A 16,424-nucleotide genomic window follows, 5' to 3' on the forward strand; every position below is an offset into this window, starting at 1 on the left:
ACGATTCCCATGGCTGTGAACTCATATGACCGCGCGGCCGGCGAGGCCGTCTTCGCCGCCGTGGACCTCGGCGCCACCAGTGGCCGGGTGATGACGGGCCGGGTCGGTCCCGGCACCCTGGAACTGACCGAGGCGCACCGGTTCGCCAACACACCGGTGCGGCTTCCCGACGGGCTGCACTGGGACGTACTGGCTCTTTACCAGGGGATGCTGGACGGTTTGCGGGCGGCCGGGCGCAGCGGCCCGGTCGTCTCGATCGGCATCGACACCTGGGCGGTGGACTACGGTCTGCTGGATGCCGACGGGGCGCTCATCGGGGTGCCGTTCCACTACCGGGATTCGCGCAACAACGGGCTGTCGCGGCGGCTGCCGGACGGCTGCGGCCCGGCGGAGCTGTATGCCGTCAGCGGGTTGCAGCACCTGCCGTTCAACACGGTGTTCCAGTTGCTGGCGCACCGGGCCACGGCCCAGTGGGAGGCGGCACGGACGCTGCTGCTGATGCCCGATCTGCTGGTGCACTGGCTGACGGGATCGGTGGGTGCGGAGATCACGAACGCGTCGACGACCGGTCTGTTCGACGCGCGCGCCGGTGACTGGTCGGATGCGCTGATCGGGCGGCTGGGGCTGGCGCGTTCGCTCTTTCCGCCGTTGCGTGAGCCGGGTGATCCGGCGGGGACCCTGCTGGCCCACGTCGCCGGGGCCACCGGTCTGCCGGCCGGGACCCCGGTGACCACGGTCGCCTCGCACGACACGGCCTCCGCGGTCGTGGCGGTGCCGGCGACGGAGCCGGACTTCGCGTACGTGTCGTGCGGCACGTGGTCGCTGGCCGGTCTGGAACTGGACTCCCCGGTGCTGTCGGAGGAGTCGCGGGCGGCGAACTTCACCAACGAACGCGGGGTCGACGGCACCGTCCGCTACCTCCGCAACATCATGGGCATGTGGCTGCTGGAGGAGTGCCGCAGGGTGTGGGACCGCGAGGGCCCGCCCTCCGGTCTGGCCGGGCTGCTGAGCGAGGCGGCCGAGGCGGAGCCCTTCGCCGCGGTGATCGATCCCGATGACGAGGCGTTCCTCGCGCCGGGTGACATGCCGTCCCGGATCGACGCCTGTCTGCTGCGGACGGGGCAGCAGCCCCCTGTGGGCCGCGGGGGTTATGTGCGGTGCGTGCTGGAGAGCCTGGCGCTGGCCCACCGCAGGACGTTGCGGCGGGCCGCGGAGCTGGCGGGCCGCGAGCCGACGCGCATCCATCTGGTCGGCGGCGGCTCGCGGGGCGAGCTGCTCTGCCAGTGGACGGCGGACGCGAGCGGACTGCCGGTGACGGCGGGTCCCGCCGAGGCGACCGCCCTCGGCAACATCCTGCTGCAGGCCCGCGCCCACGGCCTGGTGGGCGACCTCGCCGGGGTGCGCCGGCTGGTCGCCCGTACCCAGGAGCTGCGGCACTACGAACCACGGGGGGACGGGCGGGACTGGGACCGCGCGGAGGCCCGGCTCACCGGGAAATCACCTGCGAGGAAGGGAAACACCTGATGTCAGATGACCACGCCGCCGAGCCCGGCGGTGCCCTTGCGCGGACGTTCCGCCGCCGGACCCGGGTGGGCCTGGTCTCCGGCGGACTCGGGGCGTACTGGCCGCAGTTCCCCGGCCTGCTCGATCAGCTGCGGGAGTCGGCCCGGTTCGTGACCGCGCGGATCGAGGAGATGGGCTGCGAGGTGGTCGACGCGGGCTTCGTCTCCGATCCGCAGGAGTCGGCCAGGGCCGCCGAGCAGTTGCGCCGGGCAGACTGCGATCTGGTGGTGACGTTCCTGACGACGTACCTCACCGCGTCGATGGTGCTGCCGGTCGCCCAGCGCACGCGGACACCGGTGCTGGTCATCGACCTCCAGCCGACCGAGGCGATGGACCACGCGAACACGGGCACGGGCGAGTGGCTGGCGTACTGCGGTCAGTGCCCGCTGCCGGAGGTCGCCAACGTGTTCCGGCGCAGCGGCATCCCGTTCCGCTCGGTCTCCGGCCATCTGCGTGACGAGAACGCCTGGGGCAGGATCCGTCGCTGGATCTCGGCCGCCGGGGTACGCGGTGCGCTGCGCCACGGCCGACACGGACTGATGGGGCATCTGTACCCGGGCATGCTCGACGTCTCCACCGACATGACGCTGGTCTCCTCGCAGCTGGGCGGCCATGTGGAGGTTCTGGAGTTCGACGACCTGCGGGTCAGGGTCTCGGCCGTCACGGACAAGGAGACCGCCGAACGGGTCGCGCTGGCCCGGAAGGTCTTCACCCTGGACGATTCGGTCGACGAGGGCGATCTCGCCTGGGCGGCCCGGGTCTCGGTCGGCCTCGACCGGCTGGTGGCCGACTTCGCGCTCGACAGCCTCGCCTACTACCACCGGGGGCTGGAGGGTGAGATCCATGAGCGGCTGGGGGCCGGCATGATCCTCGGCGCCTCGCTCCTGACCGCCCGCGGGGTGCCGATGGCCGGTGAGTACGAGCTGCGCACCAGCCTGGCGATGCTGATCGCCGACACCATGGGGGCGGGCGGTTCGTTCACCGAACTGCAGGCCCTCAACTTCCGGGACCGGGTCGTGGAGATGGGGCACGACGGCCCCGCCCATCTGGCGATCAGCGCGAAGGACCCGCTGCTGCGCGGTCTGGGTGTGTACCACGGCAAGCGCGGCTGGGGGGTCAGTGTCGAGTTCGACGTCACCCACGGGCCGGTCACCACGTTCGGCATCGGTCAGGAAGCCGACGGTTCGTTCGTGCTGATCGCGTCCGAGGGGGAGGTCGTGCCCGGTCCCCTGCTGGAGATCGGCAACACGACCTCCCGGGTCGACTTCGGCTTCGATCCCGGTGAGTGGACCGACGCCTGGTCCGCCACGGGCATCGGTCACCACTGGGCGCTGTGCACCGGCCACCGCGCCAGGGACTTCCGGGCCGCCGTGGACCTGCTGGGTCTGCCGTTCCGTACGGTGACCGGGCCCAACCCCCTCTGACGGGGCCCGTCAGGAAGCTGCCGGGGTGCCCAGGCCGAGCTCGCCGTCGCCGAGGGGGGCGAAGAACCGCTCCACGTCGGCGTCGGTGACCTCGGTGAGCCCGGCGGGGCTCCACCGCGGGTTCCGGTCCTTGTCGACGATCTGAGCGCGTACGCCCTCGATCAGGTCGGGCCGGGTGAAGGCGGTGGACGAGACGCGGTACTCCTGGTTCAGCACTGCTTCCAGGCCGTCGAGGCGACGGGACCTGCGGACGGCTTCGAGGGTCACTTTGAGCGCGGTGGGCGACTTCGCCAGGATCGTGGCGGCGGCGTCCTTGGCGGCGGGCTCACCGCAGTCGCCGAGGCGCTCGACGATCTCCTCGACGGTGGCGGCGCCGTAGCAGGAGTCGATCCAGTCGCGCTGTGCGGCCAGCTCGCCGCCGGTGGCCGTGCCCGCGCGACTTCGCACCGTCTCGACGACTTCCTCGGGGGTGGCGCGGAGTTCCAGGGCCGAGATCAGGGCGGGAAGCTCGCGCGAGGGCACGAAGTGGCCGGCGAGGCCGCACAGCAGCGCGTCCGCCGCGCCGACGGCTGCCCCGGTGAGCGCCAGGTGGGTGCCGAGCTCGCCGGGCGCCCTGCCCAGGAGGTAGGTGCCGCCCACGTCCGGGACGAACCCGATTCCGGTCTCGGGCATCGCGATGCGCGAACGCTCTGTGACGATCCGCAGCGAGCCATGGGCCGAGACACCGACACCGCCGCCCATGACGATGCCGTCCATGATCGCGACGTACGGCTTGGGGAACCGGGCGATACGGGCGTTGAGCCGGTACTCGTCACGCCAGAATTCCAGCGCGGTCCCGCCGCCGGCCAGGGCGTCGTCCCGGATGGCGCGGATGTCACCGCCGGCGCACAGCCCCCGCTCCCCCGCCCCGGTGAGCAGCACGGCGGCGACCGAGCCGTCCTGTTCCGCCGCGTCCAGCGCTTCCGCCATGCGCAGCACCATGGTGTGGTTCAGCGCGTTCAGGGCTCGGGGGCGGTTGAGCGTGATGTGGCGGATGCGCCCCTCGGTGTGCAGCAGGACGGGATCCTCGTGGTTCATGCGTGCGCTCCGGTCAGCCCCAGTACGTGCCGCTCCGCCGGTCACGGGCGGCCTTACGGTGCCATTGTGCGCGGCGGCCCCGGAGCCCGGGTACGAGGGGTGGCGGCGGCCGCGTGGAAGGGCTCCGGAGCCCGTCGGAGCTGGATTCCGCTGTGGCAGCCGCACCCGACCGGCCAGACAATTGGGTCAGTCAGTACGGCAGCCCCGCCGGACGATCTTCGGAGCAGGAATGACCGATCACGACCGGCCACCGATCATCCCCGTCCGGCCCCGCCCCTCGGCCGAGAAGGCTCGCAGCGGCGACACCGGGACGGCGGAGCGGCTTGCCATGAACCGCACGGGCAGTTTCGAGTGGGATCTCGATGCCCGGACGCTGGACATCGACGAGGCGGGGCTGCTGGTGTTCGGCCTGGACCCGGCCACTTTCGACTCACGGCCGGAGTCCCTGGTGGAGCGGCTGGAGCCCGAGGAGCGGATCCGTCTCGACACGGCGATCGACGAGGCCGTCAAGGGCGGGCGCACCTCGTACAGCCTCCATTTCCGGGTCCCGACGGACGAGAGCGGCGATCAGTGGACCCATATCCAGGCGCGCATCCTGCGCGGCGCCGACGGGCGGGCGCACCGGGTGATCGGCGTGGTGCGGGACGCCACGGCGGAAGTCACCCATTCGGCCTTCGTGCTGGAACTGGAAAAACGCCGTCAGCGCCAGACCGACATTGTTGAACGTACAACGAGCGCGTTGTCACGGGCGGTGACCGTGGACGATGTGACGGCCGCTCTGACGGGACCGGGTGGGTTGGCCCGCCTGGGCGCCGACGGGCTCGCGCTCGGACTGCTGGACAACGCCACGATGAACGTCATCGCGCTGAGCGGCGACTCCCTGGAGGTCATCGACGAGCTGGGGCAGGGCCGGCTCGACCGGAGCTTCCCGCTGGCCGACACCGTTCTCAGCGGGCGGCCACGCTTCGTGAGCTCGCTGGGCGCTCTCACCCGGCGCTATCCGGTGCTGGAGCCGTATGTGGGGCAGCTGAAGTTCCAGGCCGCGGCCTATCTGCCGCTCGTGGCGCAGGCGCGTTCACTCGGCGGGCTGGCGCTCTTCTACCGTGAGCGCACGGCCTTCAACCCCGACGAGCGCAATCTGTGTCTGGGGCTTGCCGCCATCGTCGCCCAGTCCCTCCAGCGGGCCAAGCTCTTCGACGAGGAGCGGGAGTTCGCCACCGGTCTCCAGTCCACGATGCTGCCCCGGCGGATCCATGACATCGAGGGCGGTGAGATCGCGGTCCGCTACCACGCGGCGTGGAGCGGCCGCCAGGTCGGCGGCGACTGGTACGACGTCATCCCACTGCCCAAGGACCGCTTCGGCATCGTGGTGGGCGACGTGCAGGGCCATGACACACATGCGGCCGCGATCATGGGCCAGCTGCGGATCGCGTTGCGTGCGTACGCCGGGGAGGGGCACCCACCGTCGACGGTGCTGGCCCGCGCCTCCCGGTTCCTCGCCGAACTGGACACGGAGCGGTTCGCCACCTGCACGTACGCCCAGGTCGATCTCGGCACCGGCACGGTGCGCGTGGTGCGCGCCGGCCACTTCGGTCCGCTGATCCGGCACACGGACGGCCGGGTGGGCAGCCCGCAGGTACGCGGCGGCCTGCCGCTGGGCATCTCGACCGATTTCGGGGACGAGGAGTACCCCGAGACCCGGCTCGACCTGGTCCCGGGCGAGACGCTGGTCCTGTACACGGACGGGCTGGTCGAGGAGCCCGGCGCCGATATCGACGCGGGGGTGCGCACGCTCGTCACCGAGGTGAGCGCGGGCCCGGCCGGGGCGGAGGCGCTTGCCGATCACCTGTCGGACCGGCTGTGGGAACGCTGGGGCTCGGGCGACGACGTCGCGCTGCTGGTGTTGCGCCGCAGCCCGGACCCGGGCTCGCCCCGGGCGCCCAGGCTGCATCAGTACATCCACCAGGCGGACCCGGAGGGCCTTTCAGACGCGCGGACGATCGTGCGCCAGGCCCTGACCGACTGGGGCATGCCCGAACTCGCCGACGACGCCGAGATGGTGACCGGGGAACTGCTGGTGAACGTGCTGCTCCACACCGAGGGCGGAGCCGTGCTGACCCTGGAGGTGCTGCCGGAACCGGTGCGGCGGGTACGGCTGTCGGTGCAGGACCGCTCCAGCGCGTGGCCCAGGCGCCGGACACCGGGTGAGACCGCCACTTCGGGACGGGGTCTGCTCCTGCTGGACGCCGTCGCCACGCGGTGGGGCATCGAGCCCCGCGGCGAGGGGAAGGCGGTCTGGTGCGAGATCGGACCCGCTGCCCCGCCCACGTCCCCACCGGTCCGCAGAGGTACAGGGACAAGTACAGGTGCACGGACAGGTGCGGGTGCGGACACGAGTGCCGATACAGCCTCAGGCACAGTCAACGGCACAGGCACCGGCGCGGACGGACAGCGTTGAGGGGCGTGCCGCCACGCCGAACGCGTGCGGCACGCCCCTCGACCGGACTCCCGGGCGCCAGGCGCCCGGACCGCCGGACTACGTCAGTGCTGAGCGGTGCGACGCTTGCGCACGGACCACATGATGCCGCCACCGGCCAGCAGCACGGCGACAGCCGCACCACCGATGATGGGGGTGGCGGACGACGAACCGGTCTCGGCCAGGTCCGGCGAGCTGGGGCTCGGCGCGGCTGCGGCGGGCGCAGACGACGAAGCGGACTCGCTGGGCGTGTCGGCCGGGGTCGGCGCCGAGGTCGTGGGCGTCTGAGACGGCGTGGACGGCTCGGACGGCTTCGACTCGGAAGGCGTCGGCGTGGGCGTCGGGGTCTGACCCTCGCACACCGGCGCCTGCTTCTCGTCTTCCTTCGAGTACCGGTCGCCGTCACCGGCCTTGACGGACAGGTGCACCGTCAGAGCCTTGTCGTGCTCAGGCAGGTCGATCGTCTTGTCGAGCTTGCTGCCGAAGTTCTCGGTCGCCAGCAGCTCCTTGCCGTCAACGGTCACGGTCACCTGGTTGGTGACCTTGTCGTTGTACGCGCTCAGGTGAAGGTTCACCTCGGTACAGGTCACGTCCCAGGTGGGGGTGTGAGCTGCGGCCGGGCCGGCGGTGAGAACCACGCCGGTCAGACCGACAACCGCAGCGGCGGCGAGGGTTCCCGCAGCGCGCAGCGATCTCCTGGGTATGGTCATGGATTGTTCCTCCGCAAATGTTTCATCGCCCGAATGGCGGTGGGGCGCACAGTACTGCCCCTGCCTCTCGTATGTGCACCCGCCCCACACACCATTCGACGTCACAACTGACAGCACATCGTCGCTGGTTGGGACATGACGGACACCGCGGACCGCCCGCCGCCCGGTCCGCGGTGGCGTGAAGTGAGCGCCCGACACCGGACCGTGTCGCCCGGCTGGCGTCAGAGCGGCCGATGCATGATGTGCACGCCGACGTATCCGTGCTTCGGGTGGTCGAAACCCTCGGGCAGCGTGCCCAGGACTTCGAAGCCGAGTGAGCGGTAGAGCCCGACCGCGGCGGCGTTCGACTCCACCACCGCGTTGAACTGCATGGCGCGGTATCCCGCCGTGCGGGCCCAGTCGATCGTGTACTCGCACAGGGCCCGTCCCACACCGCGTCCGGCGTGCCGGGGGTCGACCATGTAGCTGGCGCTCGCGATGTGCGAGCCGTTGCCCATGTGGTTCCTGTTCATCTTCGCCGTACCCACAACGGTTCCGTCGTCGGCCACCGCGACGACCGTGCGGCCGGGCGGCTTGAGGAGCCACCACTCACTGGCTTCCTCCTCCCCCAGGTCGAGGGGGTAGGTGAAGGTCTCACCGGCGGAGACGATTTCGTGAAAGAACGGCCAAACGGCGGGCCAGTCCCCGTCGGTTGCTTCCCTGATCAACATTGGGCAAAGACTGCCAGCTCCGGACCCCGTTGGCGAGCTAGTAATCCCTGGCCGCAGCCCCCTCCCGCTGCGGACCTCCCTGCGGATCCACCTGCAGATCTCCCCGCGGACCTGCGAACGGACGATGCCTGCGCCCACCGTGCGGACGGTGCGCGGCAGGGCGGGCAACGGGGCGGGCAGCACGCTCCTGACGGCTGCGCCCTCCACGCGTGCGGCGCAGCCGGATCCGGACCAGCAGGCCAACGGTCCTTCCCCACGAGGCCGGTCCGGTTGGCCTGACCCCGTCGCCGGCCGGTTCTCCGGGCCTGACCGGGACGCCGGCCGGTTCACCCGGTTCGCCCGACTCGAACAATGCTGCCGGTTCAAACAGTTCAGGCGACTCGGACGGGTCGACCGGCGCTGGGGGCTCAGCTGCTCTGCTCGGGTTCGCCGCCTCGGCCGGTCCGAAGAGTTCGGGCAGTCCGGCCGGTTCAGCCGGTCCGGTCGGCCCGAGCGGCTCAGCGCGCTCGAACAGCCCGGCCGTCACAGGGAGCCGGCCGAACGCCCCCGTCTGCTGCCACCGTTCGTCGCCGGGGCGTGGCGCCTGACGGAGCTCGCGGGCGCCGTCCAGCTCCATGATGAGGTTGACCCGGCGCCAGAGGATCTCGTCCGGCTCATCGGCGAGCATCAGGCGCCCCATCGCCTCCCGCGTCAACGACGACCCCCGCTGCCCGAAGACCGGTTCGGGCAGGACGTTGGCGAAGTAGGCACGCTCGTACGGGTCGTCCACCACCTCCGCCAGCTGGGCCGGATCAAGCGCCTGGGCCGCGACCGCCGCACGTGCCCAGGGATCCTCGGTGAGGGTCAGCAGCCGTTCGATCCGTCGCGAGCGCCAGTTGCGCGGACGGCAGTCCGTGCCGGAATCCAGCCGGTCACGCATCCAGGCTGGACTCCTGCCCACCAGCAGTTCGGGCGAGCGGGCGGCCAGCGCGCCCACTTCCTGAGCGAGATAGAGCCACACCACAGCCCGGTAGCGGTTGAGGTAGAACGCGACCGGTGTGACGCAGCCGGCGCGGGCCAGCCGGGTGAAGCGGACGGGACTGATTCCGAGCAGCCGCGCGCCCTGCGCCGTCCCCACCGTGCGCACCCGCTCCCGTAGTGTCCCCGGGAAGCCGTCCTCCGACCTGAGCCGGTCGATCTCCTCCTGACGGACCCTGGGCCGCCCCCCGCCGCGCTGCGCCTGTACCCGGACAATGCCCAGGTGCACCGCCAGCTCGAACTCTCCGCGCTTCAGGACCAGTTCCGCAGCAGCCCGGCTCGCGGCGATCATGTGGGCGCCGTTCGTGCCTACCGCATCCGTCATCGCCATGACGATTCTCCCCCGTGAGACTCGAATACTCTCTGTGACCACGGTAGCCCGGGGAGAACGACGGCCGCCCGGCCTGTGGATAACCTTGGAAGACCCTCGGGGCCGGGCGGGCAGCGCTGAGCGGTCGACCTCAGATCCGGTCGATTCCGGCGATTCCGTCCTGCCGCGCCGCCACACCGAGGTGTTCTCCGACCTTGTTGACCAGCAGCGTCATCTCGTACGCCACCTGCCCCACGTCGGCCTCGGCCTCGCTCAGCACGCACAGACAGCTGCCGTCCCCGGCGGCCGTCACGAAGAGCAGTGCCTCATCGAACTCCACCATGGTCTGCCGGGCCCGCCCGGCGCGGAAGTGCCGCCCCGAACCACGGGCGAGGCTGTGCAGGCCGGACGAGACAGCCGCCAGATGTTCCGCGTCCTCACGTGCCAGACCTGTGCTGGCTCCGGTCACCAGGCCGTCGTTCGACAGCACCAGGGCGTGCCGTATCTGTTCCACCCGACTGGTGAGATCGTCAAGAAGCCAGTCGAGTCCCCTGTCCAGTGCCATTCCGTTCCTCCCCGTTCATACGTTCCCCGTGCCCCACTTACGTGTAAGCCTTGCGCACGGGTCACGTCCGGGCAAGCTCCCCTCCGCGGATCGGACGGGTCGAAATCGGGCCAAGTCTGCGGAGCTCGCGCTGCGCCGAGGAGCGCTCCCCCGGGCCCTTTGCGTCCGGCGCCTACACTGGTGCCCTCGGGTGCGAGGAGTCGGCCCACGCGGACGGGAGTATCAAGAGTGTCGACAGGTGCCGGCGGCGGCTTCCAGGATCCGCCCGCAGAGGTGCTGGCCCAGGCGGCTGCCGCCTTCGGTCTGCTGGCGACGCCTGCCCGCCTGCACATCGTGTGGGCGCTGGCTCAGGGCGAGAGCGATGTCACGGGCCTCGCGGAGCGGGTGGGCGGCACCCTGCCGTCCGTGAGCCAGCATCTGACGAAGCTGAAGCTGGCCGGTCTCGTCCGCTCCCGGCGCGAGGGGCGCCGGCAGGTGTACCTGGTCGACGATCCCGATGTGGTGACCGTCGTACGGCTCATGGTCGGCCAGCTCGCGGAGCGTGCCGGGCACCCGGCCACGCAACCGGTACGGCTCCATGAGCTCGGCGCCTGAGAACGCTGCCGAGGCGGGGACGGGCGACCGGCCGGCTGTCGTCGTGCCGATGCCCGGCGCCACCGCCGGCCCCGCTGCCCTCCCACGACAGGCCGCGGCACCGACGTCGCTCCAGGTCCTGCGCTCACTGGACAGCGGACCGCGCGGGCTGGTCGAGGCGGAGGCGGAGGAGCGACTCGCCCGGTTCGGCGAGAACATCCTCCCCGCCTGGCGCCCGGTCCCCTGGCCGCTGCGCTTCGTGCGTACCTTGCGGGACCCCTTCACTTCCGTGCTGTTGTGCCTCGGGCTCGTCTCGGCAGCGGTGAACGCCTGGGGCACGGCGTCCGTGACGCTCGTGCTGGTGGTGGTCAGCTGTCTGCTGCGGTCGGCTGAGGAGCACCGCGCCGACCGGGCGACGGCCGCGCTGCGCGAACTGGTCGCGACCACGGCGACGGTGCTGCGGCGCAGCGGACCGGAGGCGACGCCGCAGGCCCGCGACGTGCCGGTCGGTGAGCTCGTTCCCGGCGACGTGATCAGGCTCGGGCCCGGCGACCTCGTACCGGCCGACGTGCAGCTGCTGCGCGCGAGCGGCCTCACCGTGCACCAGTCCGCGCTCACCGGGGAGTCCGCGCCCGTCGGGAAGCACCCGGCGGACGACCGGCGGCGGCAGGATGCCACGCCCGCGCTGCACAGCGTGCCCGCGGGAGCGGGGGGTGTCTTCTCCCAGCGCCAGCTGTGTTTCCAGGGCAGCAGCGTCGCGACCGGGAGCGGAACGGCCGTGGTGGTCGCGACCGGTGGGGACACCAGGTTCGCCGCCGCGTACGACCGCTCGGCTCATCTGCGCGGCGCCAGCGCGTTCGACCGGTCGGTGCAGGGGATCTCCTGGACCCTGATCCGCTTCATGCTGCTCACTCCACCGCTGGTCCTGATGGCCAATGCCGCGCTGCGCGGCCGGGGGCTGGAGACGCTGCCGTTCGCCGTGGCGGTGGCGGTGGGGCTGACGCCCGAGATGCTGCCCGTCATCGTCACCACGGCACTGGCGCGGGGTGCCTCGCAGCTCGCCCGGGGCAGTGGGGTGATCGTCAAGCGGCTGCCCGCGCTGCACGACCTGGGCGCGATCGATGTGCTCTGTCTGGACAAGACCGGCACCCTCACCCAGGACCGCCCTGTCGTCGACCGTTCGCTGGACCCGACGGGACGTCCCGATCCCGACGCCCTGCACTGGGCGGCGGTCAACGCGCTGTGGACGCTGCAGCTCGCCGACCTGCCGGCGCCCGACGCGCTCGACGAGGCCGTACTGGACGCCTCGGAGCAGCGGGAGGGCTCGCTGTCCGGTACGGAGGGTGGCGGCCCCCGCACCGCCGTCGGGTCGTACGACGCGGTGGCCGCCCTGCCCTTCGATCCGGTGCGGCGTCTTTCCACGGCGGTCGTCCGGCTCCCCGGCGGGCTCGGCACGCATGTGCTGGTGACCAAGGGGGCCGTGGAGGCCGTCCTGGAGCGGTGCGATCTCGACCCGGCGGAGCGGGAGCGGCTGGCCGGTGTGGCGGCGCGCGAGGCCGCCGAAGGACTGCGGCTGCTCGCCGTCGCCCGTACCGAGCGGCCCACACGGCTCGGAACGTACACACCTGCGGACGAACACGGGCTCGCATTTCTTGGCTTCGTCGCCCTGCGGGACGCGCTCACGCCGAGCGCTGCCGACGCGCTGGACGTACTGGTCCGCCGCGGTGTCGCCGTGAAGGTGCTCACCGGGGACCACCCGGGCACCGCCGCCCGCGCCTGCCGGGACCTTGGACTGGACCCGGGGCAGGTCGTCTCGGCGGAGGAGATCGATGCCCTGTCCGGGGACGAGCTCGCTCACACGGCCGACCGGGCGACCGTCTTCGCCCGCTGCACCCCCGGGCACAAGGCCCGGATCGTGGCCGCGCTGCGCACCTCCGGGCACACCACGGGGTTCCTCGGTGACGGCGTCAACGATCTGCCCGCCCTGCACGCCGCCGATGTGGGCATCTGCCCGCGCAACGCGGTCGACGTAGCGCGGGAGACCGCCGACGTGGTCCTCGCCGAGAAGGATCTCGGTGCCATCGATCACGCGATCACGGCGGGCCGGCGCAGCAGCGGCAACATCGCGACGTATCTGCGCATCACGCTCTCCTCGAACCTCGGAAACGTGATCGCGATGCTGGCGGCGGGTCTGCTGCTGCCCTTCCTGCCGATGCTGCCCGCGCAGGTCCTGGTCCAGAACCTGTGTTTCGACGCCGCGCAGCTCGCCTTCGCCTTCGACCGCCCGGCGTCCTCGGTGCTGCGGCGGCCGACGGTGCTGCGCCCCCGGGACTTCCTCCGGTTCATCACCCGGTTCGGACTGCTGAACGCCGCCGCCGACCTGGCGACCTTCGCCGTTCTGGCTCTTGCCCTGCACGACTCCCGGACGGACGACCAGGCCGCATTCCACTCCGGCTGGTTCACCGAGAACCTCCTCACCCAGGCTCTGGTGATGCTGCTGCTGCGCACCGGCCGCCGGGCCGCGGAAGGCCGCACGGGCGGGCCGCTGCGGGCCGCCGCGGCAAGCCTGGCGGTCGTCGGCGTGCTGCTGCCGCTCACCCCGCTCGGCCCGACACTGGGCATGAGCGCCCTGCCGCCGCTCTACTACCTCTTGCTCGCCAGCGTCCTCGCGCTCTACGCGTGCGGCCTCGCCGCAGCGCGCAACCGCTACGAGCGCAAGCGCGGACTCTCATGACCCCGGCAGACACCGGCCGCGCCGGCGCCCGTGGCGAAGCCGGTGTGGAAGACGATGCGGAAAGGAATGCGGACTCCGGTCCGGAACGCGTTACGGCAACCGCTACCGCTCACAGCCGTCAGGTGCGGGTACGCCGCGCCGTGCCCGACGACATTTCGGCACTGGTCCGGATGCGCGCACTGATGCTGTCCGACATGGGGATCGACGCCGGGGACGACCATGCTCCCTGGCGCGCCGCCTCGGCCCGGTGGTTCGCCGACCGGATGCCGCTGTCGGACGAATTCGCCGCGTTCGTGGTCGACGACCCGGAGCTGGGCGTGGTGGCGTGCGCCGTCGGCGCGTGCGACGTGCACGCGCCGAGTCCGGCCAACCCGAGCGGGCTGCACGGCCACGTGTCCAACGTGAGCACCGATCCGCGGCGGCGCAGGCTCGGCCATGCCCGGGATTGCCTCGACGCCCTGCTCACCTGGTTCGAGCAGGAGACGCGTGTGACGGTGGTCGGCCTCAACGCCACCCGGGACGGGGCCCGGCTCTACGAATCGCTCGGGTTCGCGCCGCCCCGGCACCCGTCGTTGCAACTGCGGACGGCCGGGGTGCCGGCCTGAGCCGTCACCGATGGCATCAGCCGTACGAGAGGTCGCTGCACAGGTCGTCGTCGGCCGAGCGGGCTTCGCCTGCGACGGCGGACGGTACGGCGTCGGGCTTCGGTGCCACCGGCGCCGCTGAGGGGTTCTGGGCGTAGTCGCTGCCGACGATCACCTGGATCCCGGCGTCCGCCGACTCCGCGGTACGCGCGCCCGCGAAGAGCCGGGCCGTGTTCTCGGCCCTGTCCTTGAGGCCTGGGCCGTAGCTGATCAGAGTCCGGGTCCGGTCCTGGGAGTTCGCGGTGGCCGTGCCCGTGACGGTGAAGCCGTGCGAGCGCAACACCTCCGCCGCCTTGGCCGCGAGACCGGTCACCGTGGTGCCGTTGTAAACGGCCACGTCGATGCCCGCGCCGGAGACCGGTCCGGTGGGAGAGGCCGACGCCCCGCCGGGCGCCGCCGAGCCGCCGCTCCCCTTCTTGCCGGCGGCGTTCTGCCCGTCGAGTGTGCGGTCGGCCTTGAGCGAGGCCCACAGCGCGTCGGCGTCCGGTTCCACGATCGCGACCCGGGCGCCCTGGTAGCGCCAGGGGACGGTGACGAACTTCGTGTTGTGCAGGTCGACGTTCTTCATCGACATGGCGAACGACAGCAGCCGGTCGGCCGAGCCGAGCCCCGGGTCCACGGTCATCGCGTCGGTCGCCGCGTTGGCGAGGGGCAGCAGGGTGGTCGGACTCAGCCCGCGGGACTTGACCTTCTTCACGAGGGAGCCGACGAAGGCCTGCTGCCGCTTGATGCGCCCTATGTCGGATCCGTCACCGATGCCGTGCCTGATCCGTACGTAGTCGAGAGCCCGCTGTCCGGAGACCGACTGAGGACCCTTGGCGAACACCAGGGGCCCCCGGGTGGCTCGCTTGGGATTCAGGTCGCGTTGGTAGACGTCCTGCGGCAGACAGACGGGTACGCCTCCGACGGCCGAGGTCAGTGAGGAGAAACCGGCGAAGTCGACCACGATGGTGTGGTCGACGCGCAGACCGGTGAGGTGCTCGATCGTGTTCTGGGTGCAGGCGGGGTTGCCCTCGGCCGTCTCCCCCACCGAGAACGCACTGTTGAACATGGTGTTGCGCTGCGGGGTCGTCCAGCTGCCGTCGGGCTTCTTGCAGGCCGGGATGTCGACCAGGGTGTCGCGCGGGATGGACACGGCGACGGCGTGCTTGTGGTCGGCGTACACATGGAGCAGGAACGCGGTGTCGGAGCGCCCGACGTCACCCGTCCCGCCGCCGAGCCCGCTGTTGGCACCCGATCGGGAGTCCGATCCGATGACCAGGACGTTCTGTCCCTCGGACGTGTCCGGCGGACGGTCGCCGGAGACGCCGTCGGCGCTGAACGTGTCGATGCTCCCGTTCAGTTTGAGGTACCCCCAGCCGACTCCGGCGACCAGCAGCACGAGGAACGAGAGCCCGAACAGGCCCGTCCGCCGCAGACGGCTCCCACGCCCGCCTGCCTTCGCCCCTTTGTGACTGCCTGCCATGTGCCCACCCCAGTTCGTCCGGCTTCCATGGAGTCGGACTCGCACCGCGCACGCATGGTTGTACAGTTGCGCAATGTAGCAAGTGTTTGCATCCGGATGGATCACCGGACCTGTCCATGGTCGACCTGATCCCGTCTCCACAAATACCTGCTGGAAACATTGACCGGAAGACACCCGAAGAAAGGGCGTGGAGCGCATGCTGCGCAACGGCCTCGAACCCTGGCACCTGCTGATCGTGGCGATCGTCGTAGTGGTGCTGTTCGGCGCGAAGAAGCTGCCGGACACCGCCCGCGCCCTGGGCAAATCCATGCGGATCCTGAAGAGTGAGGCGAAGGCCATGAAGGAGGAATCGCCTCAGTGAGAGCTGCGGCCACAGACTTCGGGCCGCCGCCCCACTTCACTGCTTGCGCAATCGGGGAACCGCAGGGGACGGGCCGTCGTTCAACTCGGTGACGGCCGAAGAAGTAGTGATCAACGATCAGCGGATCACTGGATCATTGGAGGAAGTTCATGGGTGTGACCCTGGCCAAGGGCGGCAACGTCTCCTTGTCGAAGGAGGCACCCGGCCTGACCGCGGTGACGGTCGGCCTGGGCTGGGACGTACGGACGACGACCGGCGCCGATCACGACCTCGACGCCAGCGCGCTGCTGTGCTCGGACGCGGGCAAGGTCCTCTCCGACCTGCACTTCGTCTTCTACAACAACCTCAACAGCCCGGACGGTTCGGTCCAGCACACCGGTGACAACCTGACGGGTGAGGGCGAGGGCGACGACGAGTCCATCAATGTGGATCTGGCGGGCGTCCCGGCGGATGTCGCGAAGATCGCCTTCCCCGTCTCCATCCATGACGCGCAGAGCCGGGGGCAGAGTTTCGGCCAGGTGCGCAACGCGTTCATCCGGGTGGTGAACCAGGCCAACGGGGTGGAGCTCGCTCGCTACGACCTGAGCGAGGACGCGTCGACGGAGACAGCGATGGTGTTCGGCGAGCTGTACCGGCACGGGGCGGAGTGGAAGTTCCGCGCGGTCGGCCAGGGGTACGCCTCCGGCCTGGCCGGAATCGCGTCCGACTACGGCGTCAACGTCTGACTTCGTCGGCGCGGTGACCGAACGCGTACGGGTCCCGGCCCGCACTCCCGTCCACGGAGTGCGGGCCGGG

13 protein-coding genes and 1 pseudogene are annotated in these 16,424 nt (G+C 71.1%); 8 read left to right on the forward strand and 6 right to left on the reverse strand.

Annotation, left to right across the window (positions count from 1 at the left end; genetic code table 11):
* Positions 1 to 9: 9 nt before the first annotated feature.
* Together ACGFU6_RS30160 and ACGFU6_RS30165 are read left to right on the forward strand one after the other, a co-directional pair.
* On the forward strand, positions 10 to 1,524 hold the full coding sequence (locus ACGFU6_RS30160) for a rhamnulokinase family protein (protein WP_393615465.1): 1,515 nt from the start codon (positions 10 to 12) through the stop codon (positions 1,522 to 1,524).
* Complete coding sequence (locus tag ACGFU6_RS30165; protein ID WP_393615466.1) at positions 1,524 to 2,987, forward strand: arabinose isomerase; 1,464 nt, start codon at positions 1,524 to 1,526, stop codon at positions 2,985 to 2,987. The genes ACGFU6_RS30160 and ACGFU6_RS30165 overlap by 1 nt, the downstream gene beginning before the upstream one ends.
* Positions 2,988 to 2,996: 9 nt before the next feature.
* On the opposite strand, the gene ACGFU6_RS30170 is transcribed toward ACGFU6_RS30165, so the two are convergent.
* The gene (locus ACGFU6_RS30170) at positions 2,997 to 4,064 is read right to left on the reverse strand and encodes an enoyl-CoA hydratase/isomerase family protein (RefSeq protein ID WP_393615468.1); all 1,068 of its coding nucleotides are present in this window, start codon (positions 4,062 to 4,064) and stop codon (positions 2,997 to 2,999) included.
* A 229-nt stretch (positions 4,065 to 4,293) separates the two neighbouring features.
* Here ACGFU6_RS30170 and ACGFU6_RS30175 point away from each other — a divergent pair, with 229 nt between their 5' ends.
* Entirely contained in the window at positions 4,294 to 6,522 is a 2,229-nt protein-coding gene (locus ACGFU6_RS30175) for a SpoIIE family protein phosphatase (RefSeq protein WP_393615470.1), read from the forward strand.
* 83 nt (positions 6,523 to 6,605) lie between these two features.
* On the opposite strand, the gene ACGFU6_RS30180 is transcribed toward ACGFU6_RS30175, so the two are convergent.
* The 4 genes and pseudogenes from ACGFU6_RS30180 to ACGFU6_RS30195 form a co-directional block, all read right to left on the reverse strand.
* Complete coding sequence (locus ACGFU6_RS30180; RefSeq protein WP_393615471.1) at positions 6,606 to 7,250, reverse strand: LAETG motif-containing sortase-dependent surface protein; 645 nt, start codon at positions 7,248 to 7,250, stop codon at positions 6,606 to 6,608.
* A gap of 221 nt (positions 7,251 to 7,471) precedes the next feature.
* The gene (locus ACGFU6_RS30185) at positions 7,472 to 7,960 is read right to left on the reverse strand and encodes a GNAT family N-acetyltransferase (RefSeq protein ID WP_393615473.1); all 489 of its coding nucleotides are present in this window, start codon (positions 7,958 to 7,960) and stop codon (positions 7,472 to 7,474) included.
* 564 nt (positions 7,961 to 8,524) lie between these two features.
* Positions 8,525 to 9,275, reverse strand: a pseudogene (locus tag ACGFU6_RS30190) (DUF6397 family protein); the annotation flags it as partial.
* A gap of 163 nt (positions 9,276 to 9,438) precedes the next feature.
* On the reverse strand, positions 9,439 to 9,852 hold the full coding sequence (locus ACGFU6_RS30195) for a roadblock/LC7 domain-containing protein (protein ID WP_393615475.1): 414 nt from the start codon (positions 9,850 to 9,852) through the stop codon (positions 9,439 to 9,441).
* 228 nt (positions 9,853 to 10,080) lie between these two features.
* Here ACGFU6_RS30195 and ACGFU6_RS30200 point away from each other — a divergent pair, with 228 nt between their 5' ends.
* The 3 genes from ACGFU6_RS30200 (at position 10,081) to ACGFU6_RS30210 (ending at position 13,764) form a co-directional block, all read left to right on the forward strand.
* Entirely contained in the window at positions 10,081 to 10,446 is a 366-nt protein-coding gene (locus ACGFU6_RS30200) for an ArsR/SmtB family transcription factor (RefSeq protein ID WP_393615477.1), read from the forward strand.
* Positions 10,430 to 13,159 (forward strand): magnesium-translocating P-type ATPase, encoded by a 2,730-nt coding sequence (gene mgtA / locus ACGFU6_RS30205; protein ID WP_393615478.1) that lies wholly within the window; start codon positions 10,430 to 10,432, stop codon positions 13,157 to 13,159. The genes ACGFU6_RS30200 and mgtA overlap by 17 nt, the downstream gene beginning before the upstream one ends.
* 140 nt (positions 13,160 to 13,299) lie before the next feature.
* Complete coding sequence (locus tag ACGFU6_RS30210; protein WP_393615480.1) at positions 13,300 to 13,764, forward strand: GNAT family N-acetyltransferase; 465 nt, start codon at positions 13,300 to 13,302, stop codon at positions 13,762 to 13,764.
* A 16-nt stretch (positions 13,765 to 13,780) separates the two neighbouring features.
* On the opposite strand, the gene ACGFU6_RS30215 is transcribed toward ACGFU6_RS30210, so the two are convergent.
* Complete coding sequence (locus ACGFU6_RS30215; protein WP_393615514.1) at positions 13,781 to 15,205, reverse strand: LCP family protein; 1,425 nt, start codon at positions 15,203 to 15,205, stop codon at positions 13,781 to 13,783.
* A 259-nt stretch (positions 15,206 to 15,464) separates the two neighbouring features.
* Between ACGFU6_RS30215 and tatA the strand changes: the two genes are divergently transcribed.
* Both tatA and ACGFU6_RS30225 read left to right on the forward strand, forming a co-directional pair.
* A complete protein-coding gene (gene tatA / locus ACGFU6_RS30220; RefSeq protein WP_393615515.1) occupies positions 15,465 to 15,629 on the forward strand; it encodes a Sec-independent protein translocase subunit TatA in 165 nt (54 codons plus the stop codon).
* Between the two features lie 149 nt (positions 15,630 to 15,778).
* The gene (locus ACGFU6_RS30225; RefSeq protein ID WP_393615481.1) at positions 15,779 to 16,354 is read left to right on the forward strand and encodes a TerD family protein; all 576 of its coding nucleotides are present in this window, start codon (positions 15,779 to 15,781) and stop codon (positions 16,352 to 16,354) included.
* Positions 16,355 to 16,424 lie beyond the last annotated feature (70 nt).

Origin of the sequence: Streptomyces sp. NPDC048462 (genome assembly GCF_043200175.1) — a bacterium.
GTDB lineage: Bacteria > Actinomycetota > Actinomycetes > Streptomycetales > Streptomycetaceae > Streptomyces.

Coding starts and splice junctions, on each gene's coding strand:
- ACGFU6_RS30180 (WP_393615471.1), bottom strand. CDS start 7,250: ATGACCATACCCAGGAGATCGCTGCGCGCTGCGGGAACCCTCGCCGCC.
- ACGFU6_RS30165 (WP_393615466.1), top strand. CDS start 1,524: ATGTCAGATGACCACGCCGCCGAGCCCGGCGGTGCCCTTGCGCGGACG.
- ACGFU6_RS30225 (WP_393615481.1), top strand. CDS start 15,779: ATGGGTGTGACCCTGGCCAAGGGCGGCAACGTCTCCTTGTCGAAGGAG.
- tatA (WP_393615515.1), top strand. CDS start 15,465: ATGCTGCGCAACGGCCTCGAACCCTGGCACCTGCTGATCGTGGCGATC.
- ACGFU6_RS30185 (WP_393615473.1), bottom strand. CDS start 7,960: ATGTTGATCAGGGAAGCAACCGACGGGGACTGGCCCGCCGTTTGGCCG.
- ACGFU6_RS30170 (WP_393615468.1), bottom strand. CDS start 4,064: ATGAACCACGAGGATCCCGTCCTGCTGCACACCGAGGGGCGCATCCGC.
- mgtA (WP_393615478.1), top strand. CDS start 10,430: ATGAGCTCGGCGCCTGAGAACGCTGCCGAGGCGGGGACGGGCGACCGG.
- ACGFU6_RS30160 (WP_393615465.1), top strand. CDS start 10: ATGGCTGTGAACTCATATGACCGCGCGGCCGGCGAGGCCGTCTTCGCC.
- ACGFU6_RS30175 (WP_393615470.1), top strand. CDS start 4,294: ATGACCGATCACGACCGGCCACCGATCATCCCCGTCCGGCCCCGCCCC.
- ACGFU6_RS30195 (WP_393615475.1), bottom strand. CDS start 9,852: ATGGCACTGGACAGGGGACTCGACTGGCTTCTTGACGATCTCACCAGT.